This window comes from Pontibacter sp. BAB1700 (assembly GCF_000277005.1).
In the GTDB taxonomy this organism is placed as follows: domain Bacteria; phylum Bacteroidota; class Bacteroidia; order Cytophagales; family Hymenobacteraceae; genus Pontibacter; species Pontibacter lucknowensis.
On sequence record NZ_AKIS01000071.1, the window covers coordinates 1 to 14254 of the forward strand.

General features: G+C 47.9%; 14 protein-coding genes and 1 pseudogene. 4 read left to right on the forward strand and 11 right to left on the reverse strand.

Translation table 11 applies throughout. The features are described from left to right. The first annotated feature begins 114 nt into the window (after positions 1-114). The 4 genes and pseudogenes from O71_RS09100 (at position 115) to O71_RS09110 (ending at position 4289) form a co-directional block, all read left to right on the forward strand. Positions 115-411 (forward strand): GIY-YIG nuclease family protein, encoded by a 297-nt coding sequence (locus O71_RS09100; RefSeq protein WP_007655768.1) that lies wholly within the window; start codon positions 115-117, stop codon positions 409-411. Between the two features lie 228 nt (positions 412-639). Continuing rightward, on the forward strand, positions 640-2913 hold the full coding sequence (locus O71_RS09105) for a family 20 glycosylhydrolase (protein WP_202800209.1): 2274 nt from the start codon (positions 640-642) through the stop codon (positions 2911-2913). Then, the gene (locus tag O71_RS24585) at positions 2910-3194 is read left to right on the forward strand and encodes a chitobiase/beta-hexosaminidase C-terminal domain-containing protein (protein ID WP_202800210.1); all 285 of its coding nucleotides are present in this window, start codon (positions 2910-2912) and stop codon (positions 3192-3194) included. The genes O71_RS09105 and O71_RS24585 overlap by 4 nt, the downstream gene beginning before the upstream one ends. A 196-nt stretch (positions 3195-3390) precedes the next feature. Continuing rightward, a pseudogene (locus O71_RS09110) lies at positions 3391-4289 on the forward strand (neutral zinc metallopeptidase). An 83-nt stretch (positions 4290-4372) separates the two neighbouring features. Here the strand turns inward: O71_RS09110 and O71_RS09115 are convergent. The 11 genes from O71_RS09115 to O71_RS09160 form a co-directional block, all read right to left on the reverse strand. After that, positions 4373-4864, reverse strand: coding sequence for a DUF1989 domain-containing protein (locus O71_RS09115; RefSeq protein WP_237717781.1), 492 nt, complete (start codon positions 4862-4864; stop codon positions 4373-4375). A gap of 113 nt (positions 4865-4977) precedes the next feature. Next, positions 4978-5700 carry a guanitoxin biosynthesis heme-dependent pre-guanitoxin N-hydroxylase GntA gene (gene gntA / locus O71_RS09120; RefSeq protein WP_007655771.1) on the reverse strand — a complete coding sequence of 241 codons (723 nt, stop codon included), beginning with the start codon at positions 5698-5700 and terminating at the stop codon, positions 4978-4980. A gap of 409 nt (positions 5701-6109) precedes the next feature. After that, positions 6110-6622, reverse strand: coding sequence for a hypothetical protein (locus O71_RS09125; protein ID WP_007655772.1), 513 nt, complete (start codon positions 6620-6622; stop codon positions 6110-6112). A gap of 19 nt (positions 6623-6641) precedes the next feature. Then, positions 6642-7151 (reverse strand): hypothetical protein, encoded by a 510-nt coding sequence (locus O71_RS09130; protein WP_007655773.1) that lies wholly within the window; start codon positions 7149-7151, stop codon positions 6642-6644. A 303-nt stretch (positions 7152-7454) separates the two neighbouring features. After that, on the reverse strand, positions 7455-7697 hold the full coding sequence (locus O71_RS09135; protein ID WP_007655774.1) for a hypothetical protein: 243 nt from the start codon (positions 7695-7697) through the stop codon (positions 7455-7457). Positions 7698-8025: 328 nt separating this feature from the next. Further along, complete coding sequence (locus O71_RS25510; RefSeq protein ID WP_237717782.1) at positions 8026-8565, reverse strand: type I restriction enzyme endonuclease domain-containing protein; 540 nt, start codon at positions 8563-8565, stop codon at positions 8026-8028. Continuing rightward, a complete protein-coding gene (locus O71_RS09140; protein ID WP_237717783.1) occupies positions 8552-11053 on the reverse strand; it encodes a type I restriction endonuclease subunit R in 2502 nt (833 codons plus the stop codon). The genes O71_RS25510 and O71_RS09140 overlap by 14 nt, the downstream gene beginning before the upstream one ends. After that, positions 11034-12263 (reverse strand): restriction endonuclease subunit S, encoded by a 1230-nt coding sequence (locus tag O71_RS09145; protein WP_007655784.1) that lies wholly within the window; start codon positions 12261-12263, stop codon positions 11034-11036. The genes O71_RS09140 and O71_RS09145 overlap by 20 nt, the downstream gene beginning before the upstream one ends. Positions 12264-12323: 60 nt before the next feature. Beyond that, complete coding sequence (locus O71_RS09150) at positions 12324-12740, reverse strand: hypothetical protein (RefSeq protein ID WP_040574070.1); 417 nt, start codon at positions 12738-12740, stop codon at positions 12324-12326. Positions 12741-12801: 61 nt separating this feature from the next. Then, positions 12802-13365 carry an AAA family ATPase gene (locus tag O71_RS09155; protein ID WP_040574071.1) on the reverse strand — a complete coding sequence of 188 codons (564 nt, stop codon included), beginning with the start codon at positions 13363-13365 and terminating at the stop codon, positions 12802-12804. Between the two features lie 111 nt (positions 13366-13476). Then, a partial coding sequence (locus tag O71_RS09160) for an AAA family ATPase (RefSeq protein ID WP_155800739.1) occupies positions 13477-14254 on the reverse strand: 778 nt, incomplete at its 5' end.

The following is a 14254-nucleotide window of genomic DNA, read 5'->3' on the forward strand; positions in this document are numbered from 1 at the left end:
TGTCATCCTGTAAGGATCTTGGTTAGAGGGGTGATAAGCCTATGCCACTTGCGACCAAGATTCTTTCAGAATGACAAAAAAAGTATAATGAAACGGCCGTCACTGTAGTATACTATGAAGAGCCATAACTACTTTGTCTATATCACGACTAACCCGAGCAAGACTGTGCTCTATGTGGGGATGACAAATGACTTGGTATATCGGCTTGAGCAATATAAGGAAAACAGAGGTAAGCCTGAGACCTTTGCAGGACGCTACTTCTGTTACAAACTTCTCTACTATGAACGCTATACCTATGTGCAGCACGCTATTGATAGAGAAAAGGAGCTAAAGAGCTGGAGTCGTGAGAAGAAAGTGGATTTGATAAAAAGTGAGAATCCATATCTGCGGTTTCTAAGAGCTGATCCTTGAATTACAGCTTCATACGCTCGCTACCAAGATCCTTACAGGATGACAAAAGTGTAGTACTCCGGATGACAAAATAGAATGAAACGACCCCGTCAGAAAATAGGCTCGGCTGAATCGACATTCAACAGCGCAGGATCAATGTCTTCACAACGATCCAGCGCCAAAGCCTGAGGTTCTACTCATTTTGTGTTATATTTCAGCTCAGATCGACATGCCTGAATATTTTATAAAATGAAAAAGACCCTGATAGGCCTTTTATGCGCCCTCTTTGTCCTGCTTTATGCAAATGCCTTTGCGCAGGAAAGTAAAAACCAATTTGACCCTAAGAAGCTTCAGCTAAATTATGAAGTAACAGACGGAAAGTACCAGGACAAGCCGCAGACGCTGGCCGTCCTTACCCTCACCAATACCGGGAATGTCCCTTTGCCGGCAAGCGGCTGGACCCTGTATTTCCATTCTTTTCCTGCACTCAAACCCATAGCTGAAAATGCGCCTGTCAAGGTAGAGCATGTGAACGGCGATCTGCGTTACCTGGTACCGACGGACGCTTTCAAAGAGCTGGCTCCAGGGGCTTCGCAGCGCATTGAACTGCTTTCCGGCGGACAGGTCGTGAACGACTCCAGAACACCGCATGGCTTTTACCTGGTCTGGGATAACGACAAGTCGAAAGGCTATGCGACGGCACCGATCAGCGTCAAAAAGCCTGACCAGCCCTGGGTAGACTGGGTTCAGGCAAAAGATATCTATGCGCAAAACAAGGTGATCAGCGACATCCCGGAAGAAAAGCTGACCAAGGTATTTCCGACACCGGCTGTCTACCACGAAACCGGACAGCCTTTTACGATGACCGCCACAGTGCCCATTGTAACCGATGCTGCTTTTTTGCGAGAGGCTGATTTGCTGGCAGACCACTTCGGGACTGTCTTCGGTAAAAAGCCCGTGATCAGCATGCTGGGGACCGGTAAAGCGATCCGTTTGCAGCAGAAGAAAGGGCTAGGGCCGGAAGCCTATGAATTGCAGGTGAACGCACAGGAGGTGGTGATCAATGCGGCTACACCGGCTGGAGCCTTCTACGGAATCCAATCGCTGAAGACGCTGATCCCGGCGGCGGCACTGGCTAAAAACCAAACCGCTGTTTCACTGCCTGGCCTGCGTGTGTCGGATGCACCACGTTTTGGCCACCGGGCTTTTATGATGGACGTGTCCCGCAACTTTCAGTCGAAAGAGCAGGTGTTGAAGGTGCTGGACCTGATGGCCCTTTACAAGCTGAATGTGCTGCACTTTCACCTGAACGATGACGAGGGCTGGCGCCTGGAAATTCCGGGTCTGCCGGAACTGACGGAGGTGGGCGGCAAACGCGGCCATACCTTAGATGAAAAGAACCACCTCCAGCCTTCGCTGGGCTCCGGTCCGGATGCAAATAAAACCAGCGGCAGCGGGCACTATACCAAAGCCGACTTTATTCAGATCCTGAAGTATGCCACGGAGCGCCACATCAAAGTCATCCCTGAAATAGAAACGCCAGGGCACGCCCGGGCCGCTATCAAGTCGATGGATGCCCGCTATGCCCGCCTCATGCAGGAGGGAAAACCGGAGGAAGCAAAACGCTACCTGCTCCGTGACCTGGACGACCAGTCGGTGTACCGCTCGGTGCAGAACTGGAACGATAACGTGATCAATGTGGCGCTGCCCTCTACCTATACCTTCCTAGAAAAGGTGGTAGACGAGATACTGGTCATGTACCAGGAAGCCGGCGCCCCGATCCAGACCATCCACATGGGCGGCGACGAAGTGCCAAATGGTGTGTGGGAGAAGTCGCCGGCTGTACAGGCTTTGATCGCGGCAAACCCGAAAGTGAACAGCAAAGACGATCTCTGGGATTACTACTTCGGCAAGGTGAACGACATGCTGAATGCCCGCAAGCTTTACCTGTCGGGCTGGGAAGAAATTGGCCTGACCAAGGTGAAGCAGAACGGCAAGAATGTGTATGTGCCCAACCAGGATTTTAAAGGCAAGAACTTCCATGTGGATGTCTGGAACAACCTGTGGGGTGCTGAGGACCTGGCCTACCGCATGGCGAATGCCGGCTATAAAGTCGTGCTCACCAATGCCTCCAACCTATACCTGGACCTAACTTACCAGAAAGCCTACGAAGAGCCGGGTTTATACTGGGCCGGCTACCTGGACCTGGATAAGCCTTTTTACTTCATTCCCTTCGACTACATGAAAAACCAGAAGGTGGACACAAATAACGATCCGATCAATCCTGCGGTAGTCTATAAAGGAAAAGAGCGACTGACTGCCTTTGGCCGGTCAAACATTGTGGGTTTGCAGGCACCGCTTTGGTCGGAGATGATCAAAACCCCGGAGCGACTGGAGTACATGCTGCTGCCGAAACTGCTGGGCCTGGCCGAAAGAGCCTGGGCACCTGATCCGGCCTGGCAACCGAGCCAAATGCCGCCAAAGGGGAGGCCGCCTACAACCAGGCATGGTCTCAATTTGTGAATGTACTGGGCAAGCGGGAGCTCCCGCGTCTGAGCCACTATGCCGGCGGTTTCCAGTACCGCATCCCTACTGCCGGGGCAGTGGTCGAAAACGGCAGAGTACTGGCGAATGTGCAGCTGCCCGGCTTCATCATCCGCTATACCACCGACGGCACAGAGCCAGGCGAAAAGAGCCCGGTATACACCGGCCCGATCAGCGAAAAAGGAGAGATCAAACTCAAAGTATTTTCTCCCTCCGGCCGCTCCGGCCGCGTGTTAACGGTTGTGAACAAAGCGAGCTGATTATATAGTCGGTTTCGCCAGGAGAGAAGACCGCGTAAAAGGTCTGTCAGGTATACCTGGCAGACCTTTTTTTGTGGGCGTACATCCAAGAGCAGCTGCCCTCCGTTAAACTGTTCTCATATAGGTATACATTTTCATAATAAAGGCTGAAAATGAGCTTAACCTGGAATTATTCACTTCATGAAAAACAAATACTATGAAATGGCAAGGCAGAAGAAAAAGCACCAATGTAGAAGACCGTAGAGGTCAGTCAGGAGGTGGCTTTGGGGGTGGCCGGGGCATCAGCCCGATGCTGCTGATCCCTTTGTTCCGGCTCCTGTTTTCGAAAGCGGGGCTCGTGATTGTAGCCGTGATCGCGCTGTTCCTTTTTCTGACAGGCACTAACCCGCTCACGCTCCTGCAGCAGTTTGTGGGGGGCGAACCCCAGTATGCCCAGACAAGCGACTACCAGCCAAGCCCGGAAGAGCAGGAGCTGGCCGAACAAACAAAAGTTGTGTTGGCAGATACCGAAGATGTCTGGAACAACATTGTGCAAGGGTACAGAGAGCCTACGCTGGTACTGTTTTCGGGGCAGGTAAACTCAGCCTGTGGTTCAGCTTCCTCAGCTTCAGGGCCGTTTTACTGTCCCGGCGATGAAAAACTGTACATCGATCTGAGTTTTTTCAGTGAAATGGAGCACAAACTGGGTGCTGGCGGTGACTTTGCACAGGCCTATGTAGTGGGCCATGAAGTAGGGCACCATGTCCAGAAACTCACGGGCGTGATGGACAAAGTAAACGCCATGCGGGGCCAGCTTTCCCAGACCGAATTCAACCAACTCATGGTTCGGGTAGAACTGCAGGCCGATTTCTATGCCGGTGTGTGGGCACACCATACCCAACGCTCCACAGGCTTTCTGGAACCTGGCGACCTGGAAGAAGCCTGAACGCAGCCAGCGCCATTGGCGATGACCGCCTGCAGAAGCAAGCCACCGGCCGGGTAGTGCCCGACTCCTTCACGCACGGCACCTCCGCTCAACGCGTCCGCTGGTTCAGGAAAGGGTTCGAGACTGGCGATGTGCGGCAGGGCGATACCTTCAATGCGGCGGAGTTGTAGGTAGGTATAGCTATGGTAAAAATGAAAGCCTCTCCGGGAATGGAGAGGCTTTTCTGTTTGTCGTTTAAGAAGTTCTTGCCGTATTAGTTTTGCGCCCTGATGATCTCGTACTGGATGGGCTTGAAACTGTAGTTATTGGACTGCTCAGCGGAACAGGCGGTCAAACCGACGATCAAATCCATTTTGGCTTCCAGCAGTACGTAGTCACCTGCCTTGCTCGTAGGAGGGGCGACCGTTAACTTCCCGTCGGCGGAAAACTGCACATTCATAAAAATGTTGAAGGCTGTCGGCACATCATCGGGCTCCAGGCCAAAAGCTGCCAGGTTGGTGTAAAGGTTCTCGAAACAACTGGGGTGGTACTCCGGGTTCTGGTACATGATCTGAAAAGTCTCCGGACTGCAGGGAGCCAGCAGAAAATCGTTGCGGCCGTTCGTGTCCTCGAGTATTTCCATCATCTTGTGGCTTCTGTTGCTCCACAGGTGGTGCCCCTTCGTGATCAGAATGGTTTCCTCAAAGTCTAGCGTTTTCCCCGACGACAGTTTCTCACGCTTATCCTCAGCGTTGAAAAGCACCATGTCGCTCACCTGCTCCCCCTGCGGTCGATCACTTTCAGTTTGTCTCCTTTGTTCAGTTTAAAGGCAGCGCCAGTTTGTTTGGCAATCGTTTCTATCATGTTGTATGTCTTTTGTTAGGTCACGTCTTTATAATTTACCCGCCAGGAAAGGGCACTTCCAGCTATCATCACCTGGCGGCCACTGTACTGCGGCGCTTCCAGTCCTTCGCCAAAGTCGTTCAGCATCGGGTTGATACTTCCGTCGTAGGCGGCGTCCCGGTCGCGGATCACTTTCTTCATGTTCTCATACACCCCTTTGTCGCGCAGCTGCTCAAACTGCCGGTGCAGGTTAAAAGCCATGGCGGTATAGCCCAGTGCCCTGGCTTTGCGGCTGGCATTGGGGTGCAGGCCCACCACAAAGAAAGCGGTGCCGTTGTAGCTGAAGCTGAAATTCGTATCTGTTGGGTTGCTGCTCACTTCCGGGTCCCAGGGAGCGGGACTGTCGTCGCTGTCGTGCAGGCGCTGCAGCTGTGCCCATAGCTTGTTTTCAAATGCCAGCTCGTCCGTAGGTTCCTCTTCCTTAAAAAAGGCGACCATCGTCATATACTCGCTTTCGGTTGCCAGGGTCTCGGCTATGTACTGTTTCAGGTCATTCCCTAACTGCCTGGTGGTTTCGTCTGTGGCCATCCGGTCATACACGCCAATGCGCAGCTGTTTGGAGTTCAGGGCCGCCTTGGCACCCACGCAGGGGTATTCCGTTTCGCCTACTTTCTCGGAAATGCTACTGTATATGTCTTGGAGAGGTGCGCTATCGTTTGTTTCCAGGTCGTCTGGTCTAAAGTATGTTTTCGTAAGCATGAGGTTCAAATAATAGTGATAAAAAGAGACAACTCCATTGGCAGGAGTAAAAGCCTCTGATTAAAACAGCTGCGGCAACGGGAAGTTTAGAAAAGCTTTTTTCTGATGCTGCAAAGCTCTTTACAGCCTGTATGAGCATTTGCTCTAACCAATCTGAGCCAGCACTGCTTTGGTATCATCCTGACAGGTATGATAGATGCTTATACTCGGATGGGCTTAAAAGGGTGCTATTTTGCAGGCTTAAATTTGGGGGGAGGGGATACAGTTTAATGCGGCAGATAACAAACGCTATACCTGCTGCAGATCATAAAGTCGCCTGTCTCAAAGCCAGCTGCCAGGGCGGCTGCCTGTACCTCTTGGCTATACCTGTCTGAGCAACTGACATGCAGGTTTCCGTCGTCGCATAAATTTATAGCGACAGGTATCTCTCCGTCGGCAGCGACCAGAAAAATAACGGGCACATCCCACTTTCTCGCCTGAAAGAAGAGGGGCAGCAGCGTGGCAGATCACTGGTGTCGAGCAGGTAGTTATAGTCCTGGCTGTGCCTGCCAGCTATTCGCCTGAACAGGTTCTTTTTCCTGAAGTTTTCAAAGGGAAACTCATTCAGATCTGAGCGCAGGAAGTCCATCAGGTATAGCTGCGCCACACCGAGTGAGTTGAAGAATTTTTGCAACCGCAGTGGCAACTGCATCACATAGTCCGGCAGGTCCTCTGCTTCGTAGGCCAATACCAGATCCGACATAATGGGGGTGTCATCCGGCTGCCAGGCTGCCCGGTGATCATAATACTGGCGGTGCATCTTCGCTTCTTCCTGTATAGTCGCATCATACATGGCGGCATAGCTACGCTGGTAAGAGGCGATCAGGTTGTCGGCAAAAGGGGAGGAGCGGAAGATGCTGGCGCGGCGAATGGGGCGGATCATGGAGTAGGTATACCTGAACTCAAGGCTTAAGCCGAATAGAGTTAAAGAATGTCTCTTTGTCTTCTTCACTGGCGGCATTGCCTTCTTTGAGGTACCAGCAGTCGAACAGGTATAGGGTGCGGTCTACCACGAACATGCGCTTGAAGCAGGTCATGGGTTTGCCTGTCTCCGGATGCGTTGTGGTATAGGCGATTTCCTTGGCGGGTGATTCGCCAAAGGTATAATCCGTTTCCTTTATCAATTTCCCTTTTGCGGCGTTCAAGGTGCCATGAACAGCGCCCATCAGTACACCCTGTATGTCGCCCTTCGTCAGCTTCTCCTGGTGTGGCAACTGACTGGTCATGGCCATGAAATAGGTTCTGCTGTTGCTGGTTGCCAATATCTTCTGCCGGGCATCTTCATGCGTCTGCGGATCGAGTGGGAAGGCAACTGATATAGCCGGACTTAGTTTCGCTTCGATCCAGTCGGTTTTGAGGAACACAAAGGAGGAGGCAAGAAATAGGGTGAGGAGGAGTAAAGTTGTTTTCATGGATGTAGCATCTGATGAAGGTTGTACCTGTTAAGTTAGATATTCTCAGTTAAAAGGCAATGTGAATTTTTTGCACACGAAGCACTGACCAACACCAGCGTTATTTAATTTGATTGGTATGCGGTAGCTATACCTATTCCATAAAGCACAATGTAAAATTGCAGCTAATGCCCGCATAAAACAAAAGCCTCTCCGCACTTGGAAAGGCTTTATTCATTATCGAGCTTGTAGCAACAACTTGGTATGGAAGTGATTTAACCAGCTGTCTGAACTGCATAAAGTGGCCTCAGCATACATGCTGGATTATTCTGAAGATGCAGTAGACTCTTGCACATGAAAGCAATTCTTCCGGAGGTTCATGCCATAGGTATAGTTCGTAGACAGGATCACATCATTGCAGTCAAAATGCTTGATTACACCATCTTTCTGCAAGGCGACCACCCAGCACGTGTTCTGGTGCATGCCATAGTCGATGATGAAAATTGCCTGGCCCGTACCCAAAGGCGTTTCGACCAGTATCGTAGGTTTTAATTGAAGTATAGACATAAGGTGCGTTTCAAATTCATAGTTTTCGACACTTTAACTGATGAGTTGAACAATAGTTTAGGGCAAATTTATACCTGACATTTTTGTTCTATCGCGCAGCCTATGTTTGGGGCAATTCGGTTGGTCCATTCTCGTAGGGACAGGTCGCGAGCCAATGCCGTCAATTTAAGGACTCACAGTACCAATTTGTCATCTCGACAGAATGGAGAGATCTGGATTATATTAGAGCAATGGCATCATTTCAGATTTCTCACTAGCGTTCGAAATGACAGAAAAAAGCTTAAGTTGACGGCATTGGGTCGCAACCTGTCCCTACTATGGGGAATGCTTACGCCACACTCATCCCATACTCCTTATACCTGGCCTCGGCCTGCTCCATCACTTCATCCAGAATTGTTTGCAGCTCGTCGGCTTTCACTTTGAAGCGTAGCACTTTTTTCACGGCGAGCATCAGTTGGGCTTTGGTGTCGTCTTTCTTGTACCAGTCGGGTTGCTTGGCACTTTTCTTTACCTCGGCCAGTATTTTCTGCACGAGTTCTTTTATCAGGTCAAAGTCCTGAATGGCGTTGGGGTGGTTGGCAAGTATTTCGTAAAAGGCTTCTTCCTCCTGCGTGATACCGAGTTGTTGCAGGCGCTGGTCTTCTTCCTGCATAGGCTTGGCCACTTTGTCAATAAGCTCTTGCAAGGCCATCAGGTTGTCGAAGAAGTTGTTGTGGTACTGGGCAATAATGCGCTCCACTTCTTCTTTGAACTTGCGGTATTTGACCAGATTCTTGCTCGAGCGCACTTTTATTTCGTCGTTCAGAATCTGACGTATAAGCTCCAGTTTCAGTTCGTTGCCTGACTTCTGCTCTTTAGCGGTGGCCAAAAAACGCGTCGTTGATAATGGAGATATCCAGCCTCTCTATACCTGCCATCTGAAACACGTCTACCACCTCTTCGCTCTCGATGCTGCGGTGGAGCAATTCTTTTATCTGGCCTTCTTTTTTCTTGATGTTGGTTGTCGGGAACTTCACCTTGCGTACGGCAGCGCCCACGTGTTGAAAGAAGACGATGTCTATGGCAATGTCGTTAATGGCATCGTGCCTGCCCACGATAGGCGCTAGGCTGGTGAGCTTCTTTTCGTTCAGCATAAAGGCCTTGCATCGCTCATCGTCAGCAACCATGTGGTTTGTAGCCTGACTAACCAGCTTTATTTTATCAGCAGAACTCAGCGCGGGCCAGGTATGGAAATAGAAATCTTCTGGTAACTGCTCGCGTAGCAGCTGCACCATGTCGGTTGCCAGCTCAAAAGCTTCTTCGATGTCGATGGTGACTTTGCCCTTGCCGCCAGCTGTGGTATACTTCTTGGTGGCGTTGCGCAGCTTGTCACCGATGCCAATGTAGTCGACAATGAGGCCGCTGGGCTTGTCGCGGAAAACGGTAGCCACGCGGTTGACGGCCTGTATCAGGTTGTGCCCGCTCATCACTTTGTCGACATACAAGGTATGCATGGCCGGGTTGTCGAAACCGGTGAGCCACATATCGCGCACGATCACCAGTTTGAGCGGATCGTCCGGGTCTTTGAAACGGCTCTTGACGGCCTCCATCTGCTCTTTACCACGCACATGCGGGTGCCACGCTTTCGGGTCTTTGGCAATGTTGGTGGTCATGATCACGGCTACTTCAGGACAGCCTTCCAGGGCGGTGAGGGCATCGTAAAGCTTCACGCAATTGCGGCGGCTCATGCACACGATCATGGCTTTGCCTTCCAGGTTTTGGGTGCGGGAGGTATAGTGCTGCAATATGTCGCGGGCGATGGCTTCGACACGCTCTTTGGAGCCGGCGGCATCTTCCATGGCGGCCCACATAATACGGTTCTTCTCGTTCTCTTCCAGACCGGCGCTTATCTCTTCGGCCTCTTCTTCGAGCTGCTCGTTGGCCAGGTGAAGTTTGGCCAAACGCGGCTCGTAGTAAATCGGCACCACGGCTTTGTCTTCGGTGGCCTGGCGGATGTCGTAGGTATGGATAATGTCGCCGAACACAGCTTCGGTGTCGGCGTCTTTGCTGTCGACAGGTGTACCGGTGAAGCCTATAAAACTTGCTTGCGGCAGGGCGCGGCGCAGGTTGTTGGCAAAGCCCTCTATGAGGCCATACTGTGTGCGGTGACACTCGTCGGCAATCACGATGATGTTTTCGCGGTTGCTCAGCACGGGGTGCTGCAATTCGCGGCCGGTGGCGGTGTCTTTGAGGTTAAACTTCTGCACGGTGCTGAACACCACGCCACCAGCATCGCCGCTCAGCAGGGCACGCAACTCGTCGGTGGTTTCGGCAATGCGCACGTCACCTACCAGGTCTTTAGCGGCCACAAAATCCTCGAAGAGCTGGCGGTTGAGGTCGAAGCGATCTACCTGCACTACAATGGTTGGGTTCTTCAGCTCTTGTAGCTGGCGCAGGATGCCGGTGTAAATGGCCATGGTAATGCTTTTGCCGGAGCGAGTGGTGTGCCATACCACGCCTATACGCCCGTCGCCGTAGGGCTTCACCGACTTGAGTGTTTCCTGCAGGGCATACCTGATGCCGAAGAACTGGTGGTACTTGGCGCCTTTCTTGACCAACCGGCCCCGGTCAGGCTCGTGGAAGATAAAGTGGCGCACGTATTGCAAGAGACGCTCGGGAACGAGCAGGCCCTTGATGAGCGTTTCCAACGCAAAGCCGTTGTTGACTACCTCGCGTCCGTCGATGCTTTTCCAGGCGGCGAACCACTCCAGGCCGCTGCTGAACATGCCGTGCAGGGTGGTTTGGCCGTCACTCACCACGGTAATGGCGTTGTACTCGAAGAGCTGCGGAATCTGGTGGGTATAGTGCTGCACCTGGTTGTGGGCACTCTCCACGGTAGCGTCCTGTTTGAACATGTCCTTGAACTCGAAAAGCACGAGCGGCAGTCCGTTCACGAAAATGATAAGGTCGGGTCGTCGATTGCTGTTACCGATGATGGTGAACTGGTTGACGATCTGAAACTCGTTCAGGTATAGGCTGTCATAGGCGACAGGGTAGAAGTGCTCAAAGTGGTCTTTGCCATTATCGTCTTTCCAGGTTTTGTCGAGTCCTTTGCTGAGTTTGAGGTGGAAAGCGTGGTTGCGCTGGTGCAGGTCGGCGCCGTGGTTGTAAAGAAACTCCTGTTTTACCTCGGCCAGCACTTTGGCGGGCACATGCGGGTAACGGCGCTGCAGAAAGGCCTCGAACACGTCTTCGAGCACGGCCTTACTCAGGTCACGCTTTATTTCGGAGCCGTGTTGGTAGGTATAGGGCTCCTGCTCGCGCAGCCAGTCAATGGCCGCTGCCTCTATGTCGCTCTCAGCTAAGTACTGGCTCATAAAGCGCTGCTGGTTTGATTTGCATTACATCAATTTCTCCCGACATAAGTTTGGGAAGAAGGGTGTCGCGGAGGGTAGATAACTTTATATTTTCAAGTTGATTGCTAAGTATCTTCAACATGATTGGCTCAACCTTGTGATGAAAATCTAAGAAAGATTCTTCATTAGGTATGGCAACTTTAATATTTGAGAATAAGCTTGTATTGACGTTTAGGGTAGCTGTACCTCCTGAACCCAAATCTTTAAGATGCTGCTCTTTTGACTTCATCAAAAAGTACGAGTAGTAGCTATAGCTTTCATTTTTAGGTACTATGGTGTTGATTTGCTGATTTGTCTGAGATGGTTTGGTTGTAATTGACACTAATCCAACTGTTGCAATACAGCTAACACAAATACTGCCTTTAGGGACGTATTTATTTTGTTGAGATGAAGCACCCTGTGTTGATAAAGAATCTATTGTTGAAACTATAAAAGTTTCTCCATGCATATCAGGTATTTTGATAAAAGGTGTTTCGCCCTCATAGTACTCTGGCTTGGATTTGGAAGGGGTTTTGCCACATACTATTTTGCCTAAATCACTAACTTTTCCCCATCTCCACCCCTCCGGCAGATTCTCTTCATCAATACCATCCACGAAATACTGCCGAAAGAGCGTTTGCGCCATTTGCTCCAGCGTTTGGTTCATGCGGCGGTTCAGCTCTATTTTGTCATCCCAACATCTAGCAATATTAGCTAGTTTATTTTGAATGTTTAAAGGAGGTAATTTGATTTCTAATTCTTTAAGAATATTTAAATCAAACTTTCCAGCGCCAATGCCAGTTGCTTCAAGTTTGGTATTTAGCATAGCCTTATTGCCTTTTATCCAATAAAGCAAGTACCAAGGATCAAGGATGGATTTATTTACTTCAATTGCTTTTACATCCTGATTAAAGGCTACTGGTTTAGTTACAATGCCAACAGGAATATCTTTAAAGAGTCCACTACCTCTTACCAAAAGTAAAATTGAATCTTCGTTAGCTAGTCTGGAGCCTTTGTCTAAACCTTCTTGAGTTATGAATACATCGGAGGTTGAGATAGCATAAGATGTTAAGTTCTTAGCGCTAATCCATGGTATTGTACCACCCCAATACTTTTGGTCGAGCTTCGGTGGGGTACTTCCAGATTTCCACTCCGTTAACTCACCCAGTCTATATGATTTAAATTCAGGCATTAATAATTTATAGTAGATAATTTGTACTATTTACAAAAAAATGAAGGGTTTAAAGTAAGATTAATTAATCTGCTTTCTGATTTCCTCTACCCATGGCAAAGGTTTAATATTTGAAAAGAATGGCTTTTGCATAAGTTCTACATATTTTCTAGCAAACTTTATCTTATTAAAGCCTTCATTGTTGTCAAAAAAGGCTTTAATAGTTTCTTTCTCACTTTCTCTTAAATCAAAAAGTGTATAAGAGTTCAAGGGATTCTCAACTGGAGAATTTGCCTTAATCAGCTTTGCTAGAGCGGTGTCTTCATGTGCAAACTCAAGCAAAGTCTGATAATAAACTTCTGGATTAAGACAATCCTCTATTTCTGTAGGTGGATTCATTGAGTTGCTGTCAACATCAATAAGTTTTGTGCCTTTATTTTTATCATTCCAAAGTCTCTGAAATATTAGATGTTTGTTCTTCTCATAATCTACATCCACTCTTTCACTATCCGTATCTATTAAGCAGATAACTTTACCCTTAATATTATAATCAGGGTCTTTAACTGGAGATAATAAGTTGCTGTATAATTTTTTTTACCTCCTTATAGCTACCTAAGGGTAGAAGGCGAAGTTTATTATTGATTATTTCATCTTTAAATACCTCTTCAAAATATATTTTTTCAGATAGACCTTCACACACTATCCAGTTATAAGGCTCGTCCTGAATCAATGAAAAAAGTATAGATTGAACAAGGTCATTATAGCTTTTAATGTTATAGTCGACTGGTAAAGGGCCCTTTACTTTTTTTCTGCTTTGTGTAATAGTTTCTCTATAATTGTATAGATTAAAGAACTTGACAGATGTCTCATTTTTATCATTTTTGATAATTGAGGTTGCACTACCATTAATTACAATTGGTAAATAACCGTACCAATGCGTCGAAACAATAATCTGATGGTTGTTCTTGCTTAATCCTATCAACTTTTCAAATTGTCCATAGCAAGCGGAGATATGCAGGGAGGCCTCTGGCTCATCGATAGCAAGTATAATATTTGAATCTCTATCGTGATTGTTTAACAAGAATGAGTAGGCGACATCAATTAAGGCCTTTTCTCTTTTCACCAGAACTTAATTCACTTACTGGAATTCGTTTTGAACCCGAATTTGACTTTTTGTTCAATACTTTAATTGAAAAGTATGCCTCAATAATCTTTGAGACTAGATCAGGCATCGTCAAACTATTTTTAAAATGCCTTTATACTCATAGATTTCTAATACATTCTCAACATCCTTTACAAAAGCATCAAGATCTTTATTTATTTGTTTAAGCGTCGATTGTTTAATAGCCTTCTCTATCTCTGCTTGGATATTTTTATCCATAAGCTTTTGCATTTCCTGTGTCTCCAGTTTTGTATAGGTATGTACATCAGTATCAACAGGTATATACAGATATGAGTAGTGCGAAACTATGTAATCATAAAAACCTTTAAAATACTTCTGTAATTGTTCCTCAGTATGCTGAATTGCTGGATTATCGCTTATGAAGTTTAAGGAATTATGATACGAACCAAAATATATCCCAGATTCACTATACTTCTTTCCTATTAATATAAGAAAGTAATCTTCCTCACTATACACTTTCTTCAGTTCCTCTCGATGAACGTAGAAATCATCAAGACTTTTTGACTTTGTTTTAAGTTTAGTATTCCAAAGGAAATTCGACAGCTTTTCTGCTTTATCATATTGTTCAGCATCTTCTCTCTTATCTTTCCTTAATTTATCCTTTTTAAGTAAGAAGACTGGCGCTATGAAAGGTATATTAAGTCCTCCTAACCCCCCTTCATATTTTGCTTCGTTATTTAATGGCCAATCTTGGTTGTTTTTCTTATTTAAAGCACAATCTAGAGCTTCCAAAACTGAACTTTTACCCACACCATTATCACCTATTAAGCTTGAGAAACCGATTCCCTCAGACAAAGGGATAAAACTAATTCCTTTATAAATTTTAAAA